Origin of the sequence: Sphingobacterium sp. UDSM-2020 (assembly GCF_016132525.1) — a bacterium.
Lineage (GTDB): Bacteria > Bacteroidota > Bacteroidia > Sphingobacteriales > Sphingobacteriaceae > Sphingobacterium > Sphingobacterium anhuiense.
The window spans coordinates 3,862,930-3,885,882 of record NZ_CP066166.1; the positions used below are offsets into that span (position 1 = coordinate 3,862,930).

A 22,953-nucleotide genomic window follows, 5' to 3' on the forward strand; every position below is an offset into this window, starting at 1 on the left:
AGTATCATGAATACCACGTATCAGCAAATTATCGATGTCAACCATATCGCTTCTTACAAAAGTGTAGAACATATACCCGATATACTGGCCCTTGGACGATCTGAAAATATTAATCCTGCTTCGCAGGATCAGAAACGGAATCTATTATTAGCTATCGATGTGCAAAACGACTTTATGGAAAGTATCGGTAGTCTCGCTGTGCCGGGGTCTAAAGAAGATGTGCAGCGACTCACAAAATGGATGTATCATAATATAGCTTCACTGACTCAGATTATATGTAGCTTAGATTGTCATTCCCTGATGCAGGTTTTTCACCCAGTTTGGTGGATAGATCGCGAAGGCAACCATCCGTCACCATTTACCATTATTACTTACGAGGATGTTGTTCAAGGCATCTGGACAGCGGCCAATGGTGAACATGATCGCTCTATGGATTATCTCCATAATTTGGAAATTGAAAACAAAAAAAACTTGTGTATATGGCCATATCATTGTTTAGAAGGGACGGTAGGAGCAAAGCTCGAAAGCCAGTTCACCAAAATGCTCTACTTTCATGCGGCGGCTCGCAGCACAGCCCCGCGGTTAATTTACAAAGGGCAAAATCCCTATTCTGAGATGTATGGCATCGTAAAAGCCGAGTACGACCCTCAGCATTATGTCAATTTTGAAGTGCTAAATGCTGTAAGTGAGTATGACTCCATTTACATTGCCGGTCAGGCCTCCAGTCACTGTGTATTAGCCTCTGTCAATCAGATTTTGGAATATTTTGCAGACAATAGGGAGATCACGTCGCGTATCACAATACTAGAAGACTGTATGTCGCCAATTACCGGATTTGAAGACAGTACAAAACAACAGTTCGAAGCACTTCGGAAGCAATACGGTATTCATATTTGTAAATCAACTGATATTAATTTATAGTTATGACTAGCACAAAAAAAACTTTCACATATGAATACCCAAGACCAGCAGTCACAGTAGACTGTGTCATCTTCGGATTTGGTAACGGAGAACTCAAAGTGTTGCTCACGAAGCGTGGTATCGAACCTTTTTTAGGCCAATGGGCATTCCCTGGGGGATTTATTTTAGAACAAGAGACTGCTGATGAATGTGCCCGTCGGAAGCTGGCGGAAGAAGCAGGACTAGAAGATATCTATTTGGAGCAGCTGTATACTTTTTCAGATGTCGATCGAGATCCCCGTTTTAGGGTTATCAGCATTGCTTACTATGCTTTGGTCAAGTCCACCGATTATCTTATTGAGGCAGGTCTTGATATTGAAGAAGTAAAGTGGTTCAGTTTGGGCGAAGCCACGGCATTAGCTTTTGATCACGATCAGATTTTATCCGTTGCCATTGAGCGTCTGAAAGGAAAGATACGCTACCAGCCAGTAGGGTTTGAATTATTGCCCGAGCAATTCAAATTGCCAGAACTGCACAAGCTATATGAAACCATTCTGCAGAGAGCGATTGATCGGGGCAATTTCCGTAAAAAGATTTTGAGTATGGGATTGCTAGTTGATCATAGCGAAAAGCAGCCAGATCGCCATTCTCGTGCGGCCAAGATTTACAGCTTCGATAGAGACAAATACGAATCTCTGAAAGAATCAGGATTCTATTTTGAGCTTTAAAACATTCCAATTTTTTTATGACAAATGTTGATTATTTGAACTAATGCAGATGAAGTAATAGGGAGCTAAAAGCTTAGGAACATCAAATAGATCCTATAAAATATAGAAGGCCATTCTGTCGAGAGTGGCTTTCTATATTTATATCGATGCAGTTTGGGCTTTATCAAACCCGACCTTGTTACATTAGTCAATAATAGCGGTAGGTGGAAAGTATCTCAATCGATAAACGCGTACAAGTAATTTATTGTTTTAATCATATGTTGAGTCAAGGCAATGTTGTGAGATATGGTTATTTATATTTTTTTAACATCTGGAAAGTTAAATTTTTAATATGTTTGGGGTAATATTATAGACTATCTTCAGTAAAGAAAAATCATTTTTTAAATCAATTTCATCATGAGTCCTGTGTTAACATACTATCGAGATGTCACCATATTTAATGTAGGTTTTAGTATTATAATTGGTTTAGCCACAGGAATTTTCTTTTCATTAATCATCTTCTCTACTATAGGGGTTTGGGTTGGATTAAAAGCTTATAATTACATTTATTCTAATCAGTATTATATATATTATAATTTAGGTTATTCAAAACGACAGCTCCTAGCCAAGATACTTGTGTTGAATACTTTTATCTCTCTTTTATTACTACTGCTTTATTATTTTGTTATTAAATGAAAAAATTAATTGTCGACAATATTTCTATTCAATTCCCTAAACAATCTGAGCTACTATTAAACGCACATTTTTATTGTGATATGCATGAAATCATAGGAATTTTTGGAAGAAATGGAACAGGAAAGTCTACTTTATTTAGAATGATCTTTGGCATTGAGAAAAAAGGAAGTTTAGACATTAAAATCAACCGTACCTTTATTTCGAGAGAACATATTATTCCTAAAAAGCATATAGGTCTCTTGCCACAGCAACATTTTTTGCCCAAGGGCCACTTAGTTAAAAATATCATTAATTTATTCTTTCCTTCAGATGATGGTCAGAATAAAATTTTTTCTTCAAAAAGAATATCGTCATTAGAGAATAAAAAAATTGGAACACTTTCTGAAGGAGAATTGAAATACCTCGAACTTTTATTGATCGGAAATTTAGATCACTCTTTCTTGATTTTAGATGAGCCCTTTTCCATGATAGAGCCTCTCTATCGGGATGTCATCCATGAATTCTTATTAGAGGTCAAAAAAACAAAAGGCATTATAATTTCAGATCATTATTATCATGATGTTCTAAATCTTACAGATCGGAATTATCTGATAAAGAATCAACAGCTTCTAGTTGTACAAGATATTCCTGATTTAGTAAGAAATCAGTATATAAGTCCATGAAAAAATATATTGATTTCCATAGATAAAAAAACAAAGCAAGCCATTCTGTCAAGAATAGCTTGCTTTGTTTAGCACCATTCTTCCGATTTCCCTTCATTTTTAATTAGAGGTTGCACCCAAACGTGAATAGAATTTATATGTTAGTTTTGACGTTCCTTTTGTTATTTCCAATGGAATTTTGCCATCCATAAAACTATTTCATAATATACCGACTAGGTTAACAACTCCAGTTTAATTGTTCTTCTGATGGTTTTTATTTAAATGGCCTTTTTTTGTCTTTTTTAAGTTTAGTAAACTTCTTTCAGCTTTGATAAAGAATATATTTGAAACTTAGTTGTTGATTCGTTCTGCTAAACTTTTGATCCAACCTATAGCAAATTTAGTGGGTTCCATACTTGCTGAGATGGAAAGGTTATGTCCGAAGTTGGGGAATATTTTGTAGTCAAAATCTTTTCCCTCAGATTTAAGATTTTCTAACTTTTCAATTGATAATCTTATTGGCACCTGGATATCTTTGTCTCCAAATAGCCAGAGTCCGGGTATTTTTAATCTTTTAAGAGATTTCACAGGGTCAGTATTTACAAATTGAAATTTGTCTGGTGCATTGCTGATATGTTGTCGTACCTCCAATTCAGAATGTGTATCCCAAAAGTTGCGATTACCGTTCGTGAAAAATTGAAAACGAAGTTGTTCCAGTGTGGGTATTACAGGACCGCTTAACAATACGATAAAATCAGTTTTTTTACATTTATCTGCAGCTATGGGTATTATCCAGCCTGCTTGACTGCCTCCAAAAAGACCCACTGGGACGTTGTTATCTTGGATAAATTCTTTTAGCGTTTTTAGTGCTTCCTGTACATCTGTCGCGAGCAGATCGAGATTATAAGGGTCAATGTTATTGGTGCCGACTTCGGGGCCAGCATATTCGCCTCCTGATTCGCCAACTCCTCGTTTGTCATATGTAAGGACAGAAATGCCATTATTGGCTAAAAATGAGGCTAATTCGATAGACCTCAATTCTTGGCCAGATCCATGAACGATAACTACACCAGCTTTCGGGTCTTTAGCCGCATAAATTGCGCCTGACAATTTTATCTTTTTGCTCGTAAAATTTATCGGATTTATAGTTGTGGATTGAGCATATAATGTCAGTGATACCAGTAGAAATGAAAAGATCAGACATGCTTTGCTAAAAGCAACAGAATTGGACGTGTTGATGATTGTCATATTTAGATTTTAAATTTATGCAATGATCACTTAATAAACGGTATCTATCAACGTATTTTCGGTTAGTAGCTTGAGATTATTCGGTGAAAGGTGGAATTTCTTAGGTTAACGTAAAATTTTAAAATAATTATGTAAGACTTCGTATGACAAACCTTACATAATTGCTTTCAAGTGCTCTTGGTAATCATGAAAACAAACTATAAGAACGTAGTTGAGTCCTTAGAGCAAATTGTACGTCGCTAACGAAGGATTGTTGCATTTTTTCTATATTCTTTTAATTCAAAGTCACTATGACTTCCTTTATCATATAATACGTAAAATCCTGTCGTCATTAACAATTTATTATGGGGAACTCCAATGACTGTGTTTTCTTTTTTCACATAGTCTACTTGGTTTCCAAATTTGCCATTTAAAAAGCCTGGTGGTATATTTTTAATCATAAGAAACCTTTCTATGGAAGGTAAAAATGTATCAAAATCAATGTTATAATAATCATCAATTTTAATCATTGGATATTCTTCTTTTTTAGGCGATGGCAATATGGTATCATACCATTTTAAAGGTCTTTTATTTATGATTACAGGGTCATTATTTAAAAAAATTCTATATTCCTTATTATGATATTCGCCATCAAGCGGGGGGGAATTAATATAAAATATAGCCTCTACAGAATTCCAGGATACTACAATGTCCTTAGAATAGGTAATGACCATATATGCATCGTTATTATATGATAATTTTCCTTTATACTTATTAGCCTCTTTTTCAGTTTTAAATATTCCAATACCTTTAAAAGATGAAATAAATACAAAAATAAAAGCAGCTATCACTATAAATACAATTCCCCATATAAAAATATTATTTACATTATTTATATATAATTTATAAAGTAATCCACAACTGATTAAAATAATAATGAATGAATAACTAGCACTTAAATAGTTTGGTTTCATATAATCTAATTTTTACCAATTCGTCTTCATTATTTATGCGAGGTCGATATCTTTTTCTAATGTAATAAAAAAACAATCAAAGCTCATACATTCATCTCTCCCTTTCCTTCATTCACCAAGTTTTTCAAATTGACATAAGTTAAGGATAACTTATAATTGTTAGTTAGATCTCCCTTGTGATCGGAGAAGTCACAATTGCAGATGCCGTGCTGCATATGGTTGTACATACTTCACATCCTATTGAATTTAAAGGGAATGTCTAAGAAAAAAAAGGTAATATTGTCAAGTTACGGATAAAAATCATTAGATAACCAAAATGAGGGAAGTAAAGTATCATAGGAGTGGGGGCAGTATTATCGGAATATATCTATTTTTCCTCCTTCATAAATACCAAATTATTTAGCTTAAAAGGTTAGACCAACACATATAAAAATATAGAATTGTGAAAAAATATTGTTTATTTATCATCGCATTACTTGCGGTAACTTATTCCAACGGGCAAGGTAGAAAGCCAGAACTTTTAGATAACTTAAAATCCAGTTTGGAACACAATAACTATGGAATTCAATCAACTTTTTATTATCCTACTGAAATTTCAATAAATGATTATCCTGTATTTCGAGGGTTTGAATTCTTCGGAAATACCATTCCGAATTTTATTGACATAGCAATTGACAAAAATGGAGAGCAAGAATTAAAAGTATCGATTGATTTAGCAAATTACAAAAAACAAGAGAAACCCATTTTAGAAATTTTATTGGTGAAGTCAGATAAAGGGGTATCGATCATTTCAAATAAATCCGATTTTCCTGAAGAAAATATTTTAGTAAATTATCAATTATCTGATGATGATATAACACAAGAAAACATTAAGAATGGTTACTTTTTGAAAACCATAAAGTTTAAAGCTAAAGTTCCTATCGAACTATCTACTTTAAATAAATCAGTTCAGTTGACAAATTCGAAGGAATTACTTGATAAACTCTATAATGCTGTTGCTAAATTAACAAAAGACTTAAATGATAGAGATAGCAATAATGTTTTGGAAACTATCCAAAGCGCTGAATTTGAAGTAGCACAATTACGAGGAATGAAAAAAGAATGGATGTTAACCGAAAGAAAAGCATTATTATCAAATACTTTTACATTGTTGCCAAAAGATAGTTGTGAAGTCAAAATTTATGGAAACGGAACAATGGCAACGCTAGTTCAAAAGAATCTAGACATAATCAAGCAATCTGCCATAACCTCTAACTTTACTAAAGAAAATTATCCCAAAGGTAGAGTTGTTCAATTTTATAATTTTTATTACAATCTACCAAAGGGAAAACAAGAATTAGAATTAATACGCTTTGACGGTTATGCAATAACTAAATACGGAAATAAATAAAACACTGCTTACAGAGGTAATAACTCTCTTTTTGCCACAGTCAGGGTCAAAAATATTACTATCTAAAATTTCGAAAAAAAATCATAAAAAACCCTCGGAAATCTGTTCGAGGGTTTCAAATTTTAAAAATTAAAATTTATCAACAGCATAATGATATGCTATGATGTTAAAATACAGTCGTTTGCTTTCTGTTGATGCCAACAGGGAGAGGTAAAATCGTAGGTCTTGTTATTTTTAAGTTATTTATTTACTCCAAACCCAAAGAAAGTGTTGTTATTACTTTTTGACCATTAGTGGTGTTTGCTTGTAATGTAAGGGTATAAATTCCCGCTTTCAATGAAGTATTATTTTTTACACTTACCATTCCCGTTCCTTTATCTATGGTAAATACCATTTCAGTGTCACTGAAAATACGGCCATCTTTCTCTATAGAAGAAATTTCAAAGCTAGATATCAATTTCTCTGGGAAAAAAGTGGGTTGAACTGCACTACCACCTTCCACCGAACTGCGTCTAAAGCTGGTATTCAGTTTTTTTATGGATTGGGTAGATGGATCGAGATATAATTCCCCAAAAAAGAATTCAATTTTTGGAATGTATCTGATCGAAAAATTTGCAGACCCGATAGCGAAACCATCTTTCTCTAATTTAGGATTTAATTCCATGTATTTGTCATGTTCTTGGTTTGCGTTACCTTTCCAATATAGCTTTAATGCAGTGTCCTGCAATGAAAGTCCGACCTCTTTTGCTTGTGCTTCAGTTAACTTTATTATTAAGTTTTTTGAAGGAACTAGCTTTGTTAAAGTAAAATAACTGTCTGTTTCTGTATACAAAATATTAAATATTTTCAGTTGGCCTTTTTTTAAGTCGTCAAAATATTTAAATTGAAGATCTTCCAGCTCTAAAACACGTATTGACAACAATTTCTGAGCGACTTCTTTACCATCAGTTGATTTGGCGGACACTGTTACGCTGTATTGTGCAGGAATTTTTTTGCCATTTAAGCTGGAGGTGGTTCCATTAGGATATAATTCTTCGCTTTTAATAAACAATTTTCCAGATTTATCTATAAAAATTGCTTGTTCAAGTTGATTATGCAATGTTATTTGGGGTGTAATCTGTACATTTTCGGTGGGTTCAAAACCGACAGAAAAATTGACACCATTTCCCTGATTAACAATAAATGTGTTTAAGTCAATGGTATCATGTTTTCCATATACCAGATTGATGTCTGCCGGTAGGTCAAAGGAAATCTCAGGTAATACCGTAGCGCCGTCTTTTTTACAGCTCAATAAAGCCAGCACAAATAGTCCATAGACTAAAAAATGCGGACATCTCATGTTAAATGTTTCTATCATATCTATTTATCTAATAATAGGCGAAAGTAATAAATAAATTTGAAAAAGCAACAATGTTGCGTTTGTAGTTTTTTATTTTGTTGCATAATAAAAAATTCTGAGCAGTGTAGGAGCCCATATTATATAGAGGCATGTCGTAGCAACTATGTGTTGTAGACGCAAATGTAAATAGTTACAAAAATAAAAAGTGAGAAATATAGGGTATACATGGGGCTGACATAATCACAAGAATAGGTTTTCTTTTTCAAACTTGATAGATGCATCAAATTGATGAGTCGATTTTTGCTTAAATAGATGAAGTAGGATAATTCAAGTCCTAGAACTTCTGTGTTATACAAATGTTCAATTTCGCTCTTTCAACCTTCTGTTGACGGTTGTTCTTCTTTGTCGATAGCAAGTTTTCTCTTTTTAGGACATCGGTTCAGATACCAAAAAGTAAGAAGTGGTAAAGCAATTATCTGAAAAATAAAAACTAACAATGATGATAAACCTTGTAATTGATTTTCATTCGTCCTTATAAAAATGGCTTGTCCTGCCGCATTATTTGAAAATACAACTATATAAAATAAATTCCATCCAAAATGCAAACCGATCGGTAAGTAAAGAGAATTTGTTTTTGCAAATGAAAGAGCCCACGAAAATCCAACAATAGCCGTCATTATAAAAGTAATAACCATCATAAATGGATTTCCAAATACGTTAAAAGTGAACCAATGATAGATACCAAAGCAAATTGACGAAAGAATACATGCAGGTATAATACCTATTTTTTTAATCGTGATGTAAAGTAAAGCACCTCTAAATATCAGTTCTTCAGACAATACAGAAACCAAGATCCACTTTGTTCTTTCCAAAATTGCTGTCCCATTCATCTTTTCGTTTAATACCCAGCTATTATTTACAAATGCTGTTGTCATTATTTGATGTACAATACAACAAGAAACTCCAATTAAAAGTCCAGCGCCTAAATTAACCACTCTAGTTTTTGTGGGTTTAAACCCCAATATAGAAAGATTCCTATCGGTAACAAACCAAAGTAGGAGCCACGATATGATTAATACTACTATAATTCCAGCCACTGTATCAATATTAGGTTTTTAAATAGGTCATGTATTGCTTTACAATAGCTGTTAGCAACAGTTTACGTATAACTAATATACAAAATCTCCAGTAGAATCATTTTATTGGAAAAGTTCATTTATGTAAGTTAATATGTAGTGCCCAAATACAGAGTAATTTCACAAAAATAATTTCACCTATCTATTCACCTTAATTCCATGAGTTTTTTTTGATTATCCTACTTGGCATAGGGCAGGGGTGATTTATAGTCTATTTTTGAATCAATAATAAATGAAAAAGAGACTGGATGATTATAGTCTAAAACAATGTAGGTATATTAATGAGCAAAAGAAATTGCGAGGACTGTTACAAGTGTCCCACATACCATTAAAATTAGAAACATAATCAAAGCCATTTTTTTTCCGGCTTTTTTAGCTGTAGAATCATCAGGACTTATTTCGAAAACTGTTTTATAAATATCTCTTATGGTTTCTCTTAAATAATTTTCTTGTTTTTTCTTGTTCATTTCTATAGTTATTTTCAAAAATAGTCTTTTTAACCACCTAATGTTCTAATATTAAATTTACATATTGCTACTAGATATGATTAATGTTTTCGCTTCCGTAAACAAGCGAAATTTAGAGATAAATCTTATCTTTTTGATTTTATAATTTATTTTTTCTTATAAAAATTTAAAGTGTTAATAGCTTTAGAAGTTCTCTTTCATTTTTTGGCTTTAAATTGTTGCCGTTCAGGTTAAAGCGATCATTATCAGATTCTGTAACCCATAGGTTATTAAAATAAACTCCAGTTCGACCTTTACCCGATATTCTAGGATAAACGATTTTAGCCCTTTTGTTATCAATGATGGTCCAATTTACATTTTGTTTTCTAAACTTATCATTATCAATAGTATTATCGTTTTTAATAACTGTATAATCAGCAGAATCATTCAAGTTTTCCTCTATCATCTCTTTAGTGATCACTTCTATTTCAGTTTCGGTAAGTGTATTCGAGTACCATCCCAAATCAAAATATAGCGTATCAGTTTCATCAACAGCTATTCCTCCTATATAACTATCCATGCCACCTTCTTTAAATTGGTACCATGAAACTGGCGCTTCAATTGTAAATGTGCCAAAATCCATGGTTTTCGTATAGCTCGTGGTAGATTGATGACAACTCCATAGTAACATTGAAAAAATAAAGTAAGTAAATTTCTCAATAGCGGTTTCTTTAATTGTCGTAATAAAAGCGTGAATTTATCATTTTCACTGGATAGTCACAACTTCACCTATCGATCTCTTTTATTCCTTGAGTTTTTAGTTGGTTTAGTCTAATGCCATAGGGTAGGGACTATTAGCTCCTACTTTTGAATCAAAAATTAGAAATAGGATTAACAAAATTGGATTTTATTGCAGGAATCAAATAATAAATAGGACTTTTTTACTTTTTATTTTTAAATATTTTATTTTCACACTATATTGTAGTTTAATTAGAGTGAAAAATTATAAACCATATAACTGTCATTGAATTTGTAATAATTAAGAATTTGGATATATCTTACTTTGTAGGCTATTTAGATCAAATCTTAATTAATGAAATTAATCTTCAAATATCATTGAAACGGACGGATGTTTTATAAATTGAAGTTTCATGTTTAAAGAGTTTTCCATGGATTTGGAATAGGAACTCTCATGAGTTGGTGGAATGTATAATACAGTTATAATATCACTACTTTCCGTCTTTGAGAAGTTTATAAATGTGAAAGTTAAATTTTTCATGTCCTGTTGTGAATATTGATTTGTTAGAGAATTTTTTTAGCAATGGATAGAAGGGAAAAGTGTATTGGAGATAAAAAATGCATCCAAGTAATAAATAATACCTATTTATTACTTGGTAAGTAGATCATAAATTTAAGTATTTCACAACAAAACAGCAAAGATAAGATGCGCTTTACCGTGATAAAAATACAATTTCAATTATAAACAATTAAATAATAAATTATGTCTTATTTACATTTGCCCAGACTCACATTCTCGGGAGACTTCCTGTCTGATGTTTCCACTGTGAACAATGACACGCAGCATTACAATAATGCTACTTTTGAACCTTCTTTCCAGTTACCCGGCCAGAACTCCTCGAACGGTTGGTGGAATCCTGATGGAGGAGCAACATTTGGCTTTCAAAATTGTCAGGTAATGCAGGTAACCGCTGAGGACGGTACGATAATTACAGACTCATCTTTAGATGGTGTAATAGGCCAAATTGTGACAGGGGGAGAAGGAAGAAACTCCGGTAAGATGGTGGATCTGGATCCTGACCAGCAAATGGTTTCGGCTCTTTGGGGTGTAACGTTCAGAATACTGAATGCTCAGAATGAGTTATTACTCGAGGGAAAAATTAAGCCTACCAGTTTTAGGGATTTGCAATTGAGACAAACCAATGGCGGTCAACCAAACGGTCAGCCTTTAGGTGGTACCTGGACTTCTGTATTGGACGACGTCGCGTGGGGGGAAAAAGCCATAGAGTCTCCTTTTTTACAGGCTTTGCGCGCTAAAACACATCAAAATAAAATCAGTATCAATCTGAATGCTTTCGGGTATTATTATGTACACGCCGATGGTCGGTTTTCTCTCGGTAGAATATTAGGAAGTATAGGTCCTTGGTTTGAGAGTGAACCGGAGCTGTTTGCACCTGCACGAAGACTCTATGGGATTTATAAAAATGGGAATGTTTTTGCCGGTTCAAACTTTTTACTGAATGAAGAACAGGCAAGGCTTTCTATTGATCTGGGAAGTTCATTTCCAGTATCTGATTCGATTGGTACCATAAATTTTGAAGCCAATTTATATGTGGCTGTAAGTAAAAATGCACTTGCAATGGATCCATCTGAAAGTGACGTAATGATTCCTGAAAGTGAACTGTTGATCATTGGAAAAGTTCCGTACATGAAAGGAGTAGATTGGATAAACGGTTGCAGTGGAATTGTGGATATTAATAATATTTCTATAGATATAGTGGCCGCTCTTGAAAATAATCAATTGATACTGGTTGCCGTTAATAATGATAATCAATTCTTGCTTGTGGCTCGAGAAGCTATAGGTGGTTATGTATGCAGGGCAGATAACTTTGTTCAGCGCATAGATACTCGTCAAGCCGTAACTGTAGACATATATGCGTATCGATTTGGAAAGCCTATGCCCAATCAGGGTATATCTTTAGCTCTGGAACCTGCAACTCCGGATACGCCAAAGGAAAATAATAATCCCCCTATAAGCGCAACTTATGGCAATAACAAACCGGAAGACGGTCTGCAGTTTTCATCTTACTGTACAACGAATAATATTGGTTTAGCCCATTTGGATATACTCGGCAATAGCATACATAGCCCCCGAGTATACATAGACGGACAAATATATTGGATAGACTACTCTATAGAAAACATTCCGGCTGATTCTGCTATGCCGTCAGTGGGGAAACGTCCATTGCCGATGAATGTGATAGTGAATCAAAACATGTCAATCAGTGTGCATTTAAGAGATGATTTCGAAATCCCGGAAATCCCGGTCTGGTCTGACATTGCTCCTGTCATGATACAGTTTGCTAATCTGTATCCTATTATGAGCAAATTCTTTATCAATTTTGCAGATCCGAATGCTGTTGTAGCTAAAAAAGAGATTTTAAAATTTGCATTTACAAGAGATATCCATGATCCTATTTATATGCCGGTAACCAGGGATTTGTCTGAAAATAAAAGGCTTACAATTTTAAAATGGCTGGATAATCCTATTATTGACAATATTGATTTATCGAAAGCTAAAGATTTGGGCAGTAGTGTTGCAGAAAACGTAGCTCTTGAATCCACATCTTCTGTAACGACTGAGCAGCAGCAACAACTTAAAACAGCTAATAAAGCTAAAAACGGAAGCTCAATACGTTTTCCTGAATTAACTAATTTATTTGAATTTTAAACCATTATGCCATGTTAAAAATAAATCCACAGTTTGTACAAGCGATAACCGATGCAGGAAGCTTGGAAGAGCTTTTTCCTATGGTGCAGCATGCCATTGAGCTCGAGCATGCCACGATACCTCCGTATCTTACTGCTTTGTTCTCTTTTAAACCAAATACAGAAGCTGCAATTCGAACGGTGATTCACTCTATTGTAATTGAAGAGATGTTGCACATGACTATAGCAGCAAATATATTGAATGCTATTGGTGGTAGCCCTAACATTTCTAACCCGGAATTTGTACCGAATTATCCCACTCATCTGCCAATGGGAATTGGTGAAACACTGATCGTGGGTATTGAGAAATATTCACCTGATTTGGTTAAGAGGGTTTTTATGGAGATTGAAGAACCTGAAAATCCTATTATTATGCTTGATCGCGCTGAAGTAACTTATAGAACAATTGGTGAATTTTATATGGCACTGCAGGCCAAAATCCAAGAAATTGCACCAGAAGTTTTACCGGGAGATCCTAATAAGCAGGTAACGTCCGATTTCTTTGCTCCTGAATTACTGTTTCCGATACTAACTAAAGCAGATGCAATTAATGCGATTAATATTATTGTAGAACAAGGTGAAGGAACAACCATCTCTCCTCTGGGAACTGATGATGAATTAGCGCATTATTATAAATTTGAGCAACTCTATAAAGGTAGGGAACTGGTTGCAGATCCCAATGCTCCGCACGGGTATTCCTTTACGGGTCCTATTATACCTTTTGATGTCAGTAACGTGTTGCCTTTATATCCCAATACCAAAGCCAATATGCTCCCTAGAGGTTCGGAAGAGCGAAGACTCTTGGAAGAGTTTAACCAGACTTACAGCAATTTGCTCTTTGGTTTACACCAAACATTTAATGGTCAGCCGGGTAATTTGGGGAATACTATTGGTCTGATGTATGATCTAAGATTGTCCTGTCAGAAACTGGCTGAAATGTCTTTTCCAGATAAGTATGGATATACTATTGGCCCCTCATATGAATTTATTTCACCCAACATTAAATTTATTTAGCTATAGATATTTAACACACAACATTACTAACTTTATGCACAACATAGTGTTGTGCATAAAACACATTGTATGCGGCCTCGCTTAAGACATTTAAGCGAGGTTTGTTTTTTAAGATGCAAAAAATATATTTGATGAGCATACGTCTAAAATTGTGTTTATATGCAATTTGTAACGTAGTATCCGGTAAACACTTGCTACACGTGTGTTTTTTTTCCGACATTTGAACATGGCTCTATTTATAACTTTGGATAATGTCTATAAATTATATAATCTCGATCCGTCGGAAAAGATGGAAGGGATAGTAATTCTTAGTCAGCAAAACGACCCAAATAAGAAATATACAAATCATAGTCGTCTGTTTGATGGTTTATTGTTGGGATTTATGATAAAAGGATCCATGAAATCGCACATCCATTTTCTTGAATATGAAATAAACGAGGGTGACATTGCTGTTTTACAACCGCAATTGATGATCGAAACAAAGTCATTGAGTGAACATGCAGAAATAATAACAATTGGTCTTTCATTAGATTTTATTACAGAATTTCCCATTTTACGCGAGTTTGTCATGAATGAGCAAATTAGATGGCAACCTATTATCAGATTTCAACCTGATGAAATAAAGCTCCAATATGATTTACTGACACTTATACAAAATTTCTACCACAAGAAAGCGAGTTCCAATAAGACACAAATGCTAAGGCATCTTGTTCTAGTTTTAATAAATATGATTTCTGAAGTATATTCTAATTTACCTCATAGCAAAAGCGTAGTAAAGAGCCGCACACATGAGATCATAGATGATTTTTATCTCCTTATATCTAAATACGCTAACCAGCATAGAAGCGTTGCATTTTATGCTGAAAAACTTCATTTAACACCGCAGTATCTTTCCAGTTTTCTAAAACAGAAAACCGGTAAATCTGCCTTACAATGGATTGATCATCTGACCATTCTACATGCTAAAACATTACTTAAATCCTCTAGTCTATCCATTAAAGAAATAAGCAATGAGCTTCATTTCGAAGAAACAAGTGTTTTTTGCAGATATTTTAAAAGAGCAGTAGGGGTATCTCCCAAAACTTACAGAAACGTATAATTAATGATAGTTGTTTTTTAACAGTTACTGATGGGTAAATAAGATCAACTTTCAGATTGTATGTAAATACCATTAAATTGTCAATACCTTCCTTTTGTCTCTTTTTACTTTTACTGCATGAGAAAAACAGATAAAAAAGCGGCCATAGGATTTATATTTATCACATTGTTGATTGATATTACAGGTTGGGGAATTATACTCCCAGTAGTTCCAAAACTCATCGGAGAATTTATCCATAGTGACCTTAGTGAAGCCGCCAAATATGGTGGATGGCTCGGGTTTGCGTATGCTATCACCCAATTTATATTTGCGCCTATAGTGGGAAATCTAAGTGATCAATATGGAAGGCGCCCAATCCTTTTAATTTCTCTTTTTGGATTTGCAGTTGACTATATGCTGTTAGCATTTGCACCATCCATGGGTTGGTTATTTTTTGGAAGAATCATTGCTGGGCTTACCGGGGCAAGTATTTCCACAGCTAGTGCGTATATTGCAGATATATCCACCGATGAAGATAGAACGAGAAATTTCGGCTTAATCGGAGCTGCTTTTGGATTGGGATTTATTATAGGCCCGGTAACTGGCGGTTTACTTGGGTATTATGGAACTCGAGTTCCCTTTTATGCAGCAGCTCTGCTGTGTATGGTGAATTTTCTTTATGGGTTATTTGTACTACCAGAAAGTTTAGATAAAGATAAACGCCGTTCATTTGACTGGAAACGTGCAAATCCCATCGGTACATTTAATTTTTTGAGAAAACAGTCAAAGATATCAAATCTTATTTTTGCTTTAATTCTGGTCTACATCGCTCTTCATGCCGTACAGAGTAATTGGCATTTTTTTACCATGTATAAATTTAACTGGACAGAGCGAGTTGTAGGTCTATCGCTAGGTTTACTGGGTTTATTGACCGGATTAGTACAAGGACTCTTAATAAGATGGACCACACCCAAGTTGGGGGAATATAAAAGTATCTATTTTGGGTTGTTATTATATGCATTGGGTTTAATGTTATTTGCATTTACTAATGAAGGGTGGATGATGTTTATTTTCCTCTTACCCTATGCTTTAGGGGGGATATGCGGACCAGCACTGCAATCCCTAATCAGTAAAAATGTTTCTTCAAATGAACAGGGTGAACTTCAAGGGGCACTAACCAGTCTAATGAGTGCGACTTCTATAGCAGGTCCTCCGATTATGACAAACCTATTCTATTATTTTACACATGATAAAGCACTATTTAAATTTTCTGGAGCACCATTTTTTTTAGCTTCCATATTAATGTCAGTTAGTGCAATTATTATTTATTTTGCTTTTCGACGAAAAAACAAACAATAAGCCAAGATTAAAAAAACAAATTAATTTCACCTATCCATTTCCTTCATTAACCGAGTTTTTTTGTTTAGTCTAATTGCCATAGGGTAGGTATGATTTAAACACTACTTTTAAATCAACAATTGCTTATGCAAAGCATCAAGGTTTGAGTTGGGGGATGTGGGGCTGATGCTTTTAGAAACAAAAACTAAAATTGTTAATATGTTTGGAATAACAATATAAATGATCTTCAATGAAGAAAAATCATTGTCAAAATAAATTTCATTATCAATCCACTATTAAAATACGATGGGTATATCACTGGATTAGCAAATAAAGTCCACAGGATGCAACTAAGCGTTTTTTTATGATTTTATTTGCAGTTCAAAAATATAAAGAAAGGGGAAATATTTTTTTTCAATAAAAACAACGATGGTAAATCTAAATTCCGTTCATTTGCTAATAAAAGTTTATACATGATATCATTTATCCTATAGTTTTGTGCTGTGTCTAAAATAAAGAGAATAACTCCAACAGATTTCAGGGGGCAGTTTATGTCAGAGATGTCAACTGACTTTGCAATTTTAAGAACACCTGTTCAGATACATGATATTGGAAAAACATCTGGTTTCATTAAAGTCCCCACGCCATTACATAGACCCGAATTCAATTTTATTGTTCATATTACAAGAGGAAGTGCAAAACAACAGGTCGATGCTAATTTGGTGTCAATAAAACAAGATGAGATCTTATTTGTCAAACAAGGAAACGTAACTTCATTGAAGGAAGTAAGCCCGGATGCCGCGGGATACATGATTTTATTTGAAGATCAGACACTCAATCAATTGCTTTCAAAGCAGGAACTCATTAAACTCTTTTCTGCTAATACAGTTATTCATTTACCGGAGGAGAGTAGCATATGGTTAACGTCTCTGTTTGAACTATTGAGTATTGAGATATATTATCCAAATCCGAATCTTGGCATTTGTTATTCTCTTTTGCAGGCAGGACTCCAGAAGATTTTTACTTCTAGTCAAGAACTGAATAAAAGTATTAACCGGAGTGCAGAAATTACTTTTAACTTTAAGGAGTTGGTTTACAGGTGTTATCTGCAACATAAGTCGATTTTATTTTATGCCGGTGAGCTATCTGTTTCCGAAAATTATCTCCACAGATGTGTCAAGGAAACCATTGGTGAAAGTCCAAAGGAATGGATCAATAAAGTCAGTATCTTGCAGAGCCAGCTTCTTTTACAGGACCTGACCAAGAGTATTTCTGAAATTGCTTTTGAGCTTAATTATGGCGATCCTAGCTACTTTGGACGCTTATTTAAAAAAATAACTGGAGTAACACCCTCGGAATATAGAATTACCTTTATGCAGGATTTGTCCGAGTAAAGAGTGGTTTAGTTTTAAAGCAATTCTTGTTTTCAGTCCACCTTTGTATTATTAAATCCAAAGAAAATGAAAACATTAATTTCTATTAGAAACTTCGGTATCAGGACTGTCCTCCAAATTACCTTTTATTGTAAATACAAAGTCATAACCAAATGGCCATATTTTTGTATTTTTATCTTAGCGCTCTTCTTTTCAAATAAAAGCTATAGTCAGATCATTCAGGACGTTGGAGGGATTGCCACCACTGTTCATAGTAAAGCTAACTTCAAAGATCTGCCACCAGAAAGTTCCCTTTCAGGACATAAATTTCAACTGAATACCTATGATGTATGGCTGCCAATTCCCCCTGTAAAAATAAGCAGGACAAGCATTTTTAGTAATTTGAATTATCGTTTAATGGATTTCAATTATGACAACGGAACGATTGATGATCCCAACCGGATTGAAAGAATTCATGAGATAAAATCGGTAATTATTATCCGGCACCCGATTTCGAGTAAATGGTCTATTTTAGGAATCGCAATGCCAACCCTAGCTACGGATTTTAAAAAATCTCTTTCCTTTGATGATCTGATTCTGGACGGAATACTTGGTGTATCGAAAAAATTTGGAACTGCATCGAATCTCGAAATAGGATTTGGTGTTCATGCCTTACATTCTTTCGGCGAGACTTTAATTACTCCAGGAATATCAATTGATTATCGAAGCACAAACAACAAATGGTTGGCCCAGTTTTATTGGCCTAGATTAAACGTACTTTATAATGTGAGTCCAAACACACAGGTAGGTTTGGCGGGATCAATAGACTGGACGCGATTTAACTTGAAAAATTATCGCGGTTATAGTGGCAAGGAAGTCGATTATGCGCAGTTTTCTACTATACATGGCGGCCTACAGGTACATCAACACTTGATGGGAAGGGTCTGGCTTCAGGTACAAGGTGGAATGGGACTGTTGAATCGTTATGAGCTATTCGACAGCACACAAAAGACAGTGAATGATTTCGCTATTTCTAACATGGCTTATGGAAAAGCTGCACTGAGCTATCGTATTGGTAGGAGATAAATAATGATCCATTAAATACACAGATGAAAATAACTATTCTTACTATCATATGAAAAATAGAGATTGTCCCCCTTCAGATTTCAGCCTGCGCTTATTGATGTTTGCAGCTATTCCCGCTTATGTATTTCCTGCCTTAATGTCTTTTATATCAGCTTTTGTGCTTCAAAAAACTGATCTTATGATGGCAAGCTACACGACTATAGGATTATCCTCGCTGCTGTCAACGATACTTAGCTTTATTATACTTTGGCAATTCGAGCTGAGACAGATATTCGTGCGAAAAAAGTGGGTAGGATCCCTTTTGATCATTCTGTTAATGATTGGTCTGGGGATGTTGTGCACATCGTTATTTAAACTTCAATCAGAACGCTTTAATATAATAACCTCAGCATTTCTAGGTGCAACAATACTAACAATCCGTCAACATATAAAAAATTATAAAAATGAAAAAAATTAAGCCGACCATAGTTGTTTTTGGATGTACAGGTACAGTTGGAAGAGAAGTAATGCGTCAACTAAAAGATTCTGATTGTATAGCAAGAGGGGTTCTCAGAAGTCCTGAACGACCTTATCCTGTACTGATAGGTACCCAACCATCGAATATAACTTATGTAAGTGCTGACTTAAATTCAACGGGTCAACTTAAAGAAGCTTGTATTGGGGCAGATGCATTGTTTCTTTTAACTGCAACATCTCCAGATCAGGTTGAACAGGAGATTAACATAATTGATGCTGCCAAACAAAGTGGTATAAAACGAATCGTTAAATTGTCTGCACCTGTAGTTCAGTCTCCTGCCAAAGTGGAGGTAAGCCAATGGCATAGTAAAGTAGAGGACTATCTTTCACAAAATATGGATGATTTCTGTTGCTTAAGACCACATTCATTTATGCAAAATTGGGAACGAAATGCGCTAACAATTCAATATTTTGGTAAAATTTACGGCGCTTTAGGTCATGCTAAGCGAAATTACGTTGATAGCCGTGATGTAGCAACGGTCGCAGTAAATTGTTTATTGGCAAAGGATGAATTAAAGCAACGGTCAATTGTTCTTGCGGGGCCTCAGGCTATTTCGAACCTAGAAATGGCCGCAAAATTATCTCGCATAACATGTTGTAAAATCGAATATGTAGATATTACGCCTGACGAATTATTTCGTCAATTAACAAAAAAGTCAAAATTACCGAGATGGCTGGCTACGCATATTGTTGAACTTGATGATCTGGCAATTAAGGTTCCAGAGCCGGAAACCGATACCATTACTGACTTAATTCTAAGAAAACCACGTATTATGGATGAATACCTGCAAGAATATCGGCATCTTTTTAAAAGAAAGCCTCTCTGGACGCTATTGTTTTAGAGCACATATTTCAAGATGAATTTGGCCAACAATCCTATCTAAATGTTAAATTCATAGGTCAGAAAAGACTTGCCGTTAGGCAGTATGTTCTCTTCCGAATTAGTCAACTTAAATCCAAATTTTGATGCCGTATTTTGTAATTCATTTCCATCTACATTTTTAAAAATATCTTTTACAGACTTGACACTTTCAATTCCCGTAGAACTAACAGAATTAGTTCCGTTATTGGATTGTATTGTTATGATCAGGTTGATATATTTATTGCAATTATTTGCGATAAATTGAAAAGCACCTTCAATATTGACGTATTCAAAAATTAAAGCTGCCCAAATAAAATCTGCTTTTATGAATGATTTAGTTGAAGTACCAATGTCAGCCGTTGCAAGCTCTAATTGCCTGATTTTATTTCCAAACCTTTTATGACTTTCATTGAGATAAGACTGGTTTATATCGATTCCAAAGATTTTTTTTACTCGATCTGTATCAACATGTTCTAGTCCATTACCGCCACTTATACCTAAAAATAAGATGTTCTCAGGCTTATGTTTTTTTAAGTATTTGTATGTTAAAGAATTCAGTAACTGCGCTTGCGCGACATCTTTATGTTCCATATGTTGTTCGTAGTCATTTAATGGAATAGAATTCCAAGGATTTATATTTTCCATAATCAGCTTTAATTATTGTAATTAGACATCTAATCCTTATTTTTTTATTAATTTACGCCTTTTCTTCTCAATTTTAATTTACTTATATGCTTTCTAGTGAGTAAATATTTGTTAATCAAAGTGTTAAATTAACGAAACGATAATATTCGGAAGAAATATTGAAGGATATGAGAGTCTATCACCGCAATATCTCTGGTCACTCGAGTATATACCATGGGATCTTAAATCTTCCAGTGAAATAATAAAGTGTTACCTTTTCCTGTTCTTCGCTATCTCTAAATTGTTTACGTGAAATCGTGATACTATTCTCCTCCGTTTTAGGTCCCCAAGCTGATAGCATTAACTTAGGTGAAGTTTTTGCACTACCAAAATCTTTTGATAAGATAGTGGGATGAAATACCTGGGGAATTGAATTATCCAGCAGAATATTTAAGGAGGTTATCGTTCCATAACTGTACCCCAATAGAAATAGATATGAAAGTATCACATTCAGGTAAACTTTTGAGGGCTGAAATTTGTATTCCCTGTTTCCAATAAGGAGAATGCATAACAGCAATATTGTAAAACCAAAAATATAGGGTAGTGTCATGAAGTACGTAAGTAGGTCGTATTCTTTTATACTTCTAATAGTCAAGCCCAAAGATGGAAGAAGAATAATGTAGTAAACAGTAGGCGTATTAAGCGATAATTGTGTATCTATTCTACAATATTTATTATATAGTCTAGCAATTAACAAAGCCATTAGGGGTATTATGATATTGGTATATATTGCCAATTCATATGGTGCAGGTACCATTGCAACCCATAATGCTGTAATGACACTTAGCACACTTAACCGTTTACATATTTTTTGTAATTTACGTTGTTTTGAAACATTTCTGTCATAGGTTGGCCCTGAAGTGTAAAGTGGCATATGATATTAATCAACTGAAAGTTACTTATACTTATTTACTATAGCTGCCGGATCGTTAATGACTCTGTTGAAGCCATCGTATATTACGAACAGCGAATAAATATAAAAATATGGTCTAATAAACCAAAGATTCTTAAATATGGAATATGTAGGCTCAGACTTAACTAATTTAAGATCAATGGGTAAATTTCCAAAGCTTTTTAAGGAAATGACACAGTCAGTGTTTTTTAAGCTTTCTCCATTTATTTAACCAGTTTATTTCACTAATGATTGGTATACTAAATGTTTCATGAGATATATTTGATTGATAGAAGAAGTGAATTATATAAAATATGAAGGATACAACAGTATATAAATCCGTATCTGACCCTTGCATATCCCAAGATAAGTCCACTGATGAAATAGAACGCGAAGACAAGCGGAAGTAAAAATATAATTCCAAAACTTATTTCATAGTGCTTATAATGGAGAATTGAAAAAATAAGTGCTGACAGAATAATAATCTTACGTTGATTATTATTCCATAATTTTTCTAGTAAATCTTGATTTTTAGATTTAATAAAGTAAAATGTAGAAATAGATATTATTATTGAAATAGAAAGCCAGCGATAATTCTCATACCAAAGCAAATTAGGGTTACTTCCAAATAATTTGTAAATAATAATCCCAGAGGTAGTAGCTAGAGACCAGGACACATATTTTGGATTATAAACAATCCATAACCTCCCAACTAATTCTTCCATAATTGGAATAAGAAAAGCAAGGTAAAGGGCACTGATTAAATTTTGATTAGCTGAAGAGTTTTTTATTCGAGGCCAATCATCTATTAAGCCCGATGAGATTAATAGAATAGGTACGAGCAATTCAAAAATAAATAATGCAACAAAATTCATAACCAATAGAAAGATGCAACCTATTAGTTTTTGTTTAACGGATAACTGCTTGATATATTCTTTACTAGCTTTTAAATAAAACCAAAAAATATTTTTGATATAATTCATTTAATTTATTTTAAAGTATGGGGGAGATCCCGCCTTAGTGATTGGGAGTGTAACTTCAACTGTGTCATTGGATAATTGACTTACTCCTAAAAGCCTCTGTCGAGCTTTAGTCTATCCCCAAATTTAATATAAAGTTGAGATATAGTCAAGCCCCAATTGTGCAT

The 22,953-nt window shown here is 34.1% G+C and carries 21 protein-coding genes; 12 read left to right on the forward strand and 9 right to left on the reverse strand.

From position 1 onward, the window contains the following. Positions 1-6 precede the first annotated feature (6 nt). The 3 genes from JAZ75_RS16190 to JAZ75_RS16200 all read left to right on the forward strand — a co-directional run bounded on the left by JAZ75_RS16190 (position 7) and on the right by JAZ75_RS16200 (position 2,965). Positions 7-921 (forward strand): hypothetical protein, encoded by a 915-nt coding sequence (locus JAZ75_RS16190; protein WP_208696681.1) that lies wholly within the window; start codon positions 7-9, stop codon positions 919-921. Positions 922-923: 2 nt separating this feature from the next. Next, on the forward strand, positions 924-1,628 hold the full coding sequence (locus tag JAZ75_RS16195; protein ID WP_183914334.1) for an NUDIX hydrolase: 705 nt from the start codon (positions 924-926) through the stop codon (positions 1,626-1,628). A gap of 671 nt (positions 1,629-2,299) precedes the next feature. Further along, positions 2,300-2,965 (forward strand): ATP-binding cassette domain-containing protein, encoded by a 666-nt coding sequence (locus JAZ75_RS16200; protein WP_208696683.1) that lies wholly within the window; start codon positions 2,300-2,302, stop codon positions 2,963-2,965. A 330-nt stretch (positions 2,966-3,295) separates the two neighbouring features. Here JAZ75_RS16200 and JAZ75_RS16205 read toward each other — a convergent pair whose 3' ends face one another. Beyond that, complete coding sequence (locus tag JAZ75_RS16205; protein ID WP_208696685.1) at positions 3,296-4,192, reverse strand: alpha/beta hydrolase family protein; 897 nt, start codon at positions 4,190-4,192, stop codon at positions 3,296-3,298. Between the two features lie 239 nt (positions 4,193-4,431). After that, a complete protein-coding gene (locus tag JAZ75_RS16210) occupies positions 4,432-5,145 on the reverse strand; it encodes a hypothetical protein (RefSeq protein WP_208696687.1) in 714 nt (237 codons plus the stop codon). 442 nt (positions 5,146-5,587) lie between these two features. Here JAZ75_RS16210 and JAZ75_RS16215 point away from each other — a divergent pair, with 442 nt between their 5' ends. Continuing rightward, positions 5,588-6,535, forward strand: coding sequence for a hypothetical protein (locus JAZ75_RS16215; RefSeq protein ID WP_208696689.1), 948 nt, complete (start codon positions 5,588-5,590; stop codon positions 6,533-6,535). A 247-nt stretch (positions 6,536-6,782) separates the two neighbouring features. Here the strand turns inward: JAZ75_RS16215 and JAZ75_RS16220 are convergent, their stop codons facing one another. From JAZ75_RS16220 to JAZ75_RS16235, 4 genes are all read right to left on the reverse strand, one after another. Further along, positions 6,783-7,892, reverse strand: a complete 1,110-nt coding sequence (locus JAZ75_RS16220) for a hypothetical protein (protein WP_208696691.1) — start codon at positions 7,890-7,892, stop codon at positions 6,783-6,785. Between the two features lie 356 nt (positions 7,893-8,248). Continuing rightward, positions 8,249-8,809, reverse strand: coding sequence for a CPBP family intramembrane glutamic endopeptidase (locus JAZ75_RS16225; RefSeq protein WP_232789227.1), 561 nt, complete (start codon positions 8,807-8,809; stop codon positions 8,249-8,251). Positions 8,810-9,288: 479 nt separating this feature from the next. Next, positions 9,289-9,477, reverse strand: a complete 189-nt coding sequence (locus JAZ75_RS16230) for a hypothetical protein (protein ID WP_208696700.1) — start codon at positions 9,475-9,477, stop codon at positions 9,289-9,291. Between the two features lie 166 nt (positions 9,478-9,643). Beyond that, positions 9,644-10,099, reverse strand: coding sequence for a hypothetical protein (locus tag JAZ75_RS16235; RefSeq protein ID WP_208696702.1), 456 nt, complete (start codon positions 10,097-10,099; stop codon positions 9,644-9,646). 858 nt (positions 10,100-10,957) lie between these two features. Between JAZ75_RS16235 and JAZ75_RS16240 the strand changes: the two genes are divergently transcribed. The 8 genes from JAZ75_RS16240 (at position 10,958) to JAZ75_RS16275 (ending at position 20,210) form a co-directional block, all read left to right on the forward strand. Continuing rightward, positions 10,958-12,925 (forward strand): hypothetical protein, encoded by a 1,968-nt coding sequence (locus tag JAZ75_RS16240; protein ID WP_208696704.1) that lies wholly within the window; start codon positions 10,958-10,960, stop codon positions 12,923-12,925. 11 nt (positions 12,926-12,936) lie between these two features. Continuing rightward, on the forward strand, positions 12,937-13,977 hold the full coding sequence (locus tag JAZ75_RS16245) for a ferritin-like domain-containing protein (protein ID WP_208696706.1): 1,041 nt from the start codon (positions 12,937-12,939) through the stop codon (positions 13,975-13,977). A 226-nt stretch (positions 13,978-14,203) separates the two neighbouring features. Further along, positions 14,204-15,076 (forward strand): helix-turn-helix domain-containing protein, encoded by an 873-nt coding sequence (locus JAZ75_RS16250; protein WP_208696708.1) that lies wholly within the window; start codon positions 14,204-14,206, stop codon positions 15,074-15,076. A 117-nt stretch (positions 15,077-15,193) separates the two neighbouring features. Continuing rightward, the gene (locus tag JAZ75_RS16255) at positions 15,194-16,414 is read left to right on the forward strand and encodes a TCR/Tet family MFS transporter (protein ID WP_208696709.1); all 1,221 of its coding nucleotides are present in this window, start codon (positions 15,194-15,196) and stop codon (positions 16,412-16,414) included. A 482-nt stretch (positions 16,415-16,896) separates the two neighbouring features. Further along, positions 16,897-17,787, forward strand: coding sequence for a helix-turn-helix domain-containing protein (locus JAZ75_RS16260; RefSeq protein ID WP_232789228.1), 891 nt, complete (start codon positions 16,897-16,899; stop codon positions 17,785-17,787). 66 nt (positions 17,788-17,853) lie between these two features. After that, complete coding sequence (locus JAZ75_RS16265) at positions 17,854-18,852, forward strand: DUF6268 family outer membrane beta-barrel protein (RefSeq protein WP_208696711.1); 999 nt, start codon at positions 17,854-17,856, stop codon at positions 18,850-18,852. A gap of 49 nt (positions 18,853-18,901) precedes the next feature. Next, positions 18,902-19,309, forward strand: a complete 408-nt coding sequence (locus JAZ75_RS16270; RefSeq protein WP_208696713.1) for a hypothetical protein — start codon at positions 18,902-18,904, stop codon at positions 19,307-19,309. Next, positions 19,296-20,210, forward strand: coding sequence for an NAD(P)H-binding protein (locus JAZ75_RS16275; protein ID WP_208696715.1), 915 nt, complete (start codon positions 19,296-19,298; stop codon positions 20,208-20,210). Before JAZ75_RS16270 ends, JAZ75_RS16275 begins: the two co-directional genes overlap by 14 nt. Before the next feature lie 38 nt (positions 20,211-20,248). On the opposite strand, the gene JAZ75_RS16280 is transcribed toward JAZ75_RS16275, so the two are convergent. The 3 genes from JAZ75_RS16280 to JAZ75_RS16290 form a co-directional block, all read right to left on the reverse strand. Then, positions 20,249-20,875, reverse strand: a complete 627-nt coding sequence (locus JAZ75_RS16280; protein ID WP_183914292.1) for a hypothetical protein — start codon at positions 20,873-20,875, stop codon at positions 20,249-20,251. A 196-nt stretch (positions 20,876-21,071) separates the two neighbouring features. Next, the gene (locus tag JAZ75_RS16285) at positions 21,072-21,788 is read right to left on the reverse strand and encodes a hypothetical protein (protein WP_208696716.1); all 717 of its coding nucleotides are present in this window, start codon (positions 21,786-21,788) and stop codon (positions 21,072-21,074) included. A 287-nt stretch (positions 21,789-22,075) separates the two neighbouring features. After that, entirely contained in the window at positions 22,076-22,789 is a 714-nt protein-coding gene (locus JAZ75_RS16290) for a CPBP family intramembrane glutamic endopeptidase (RefSeq protein WP_132841744.1), read from the reverse strand. Positions 22,790-22,953 lie beyond the last annotated feature (164 nt).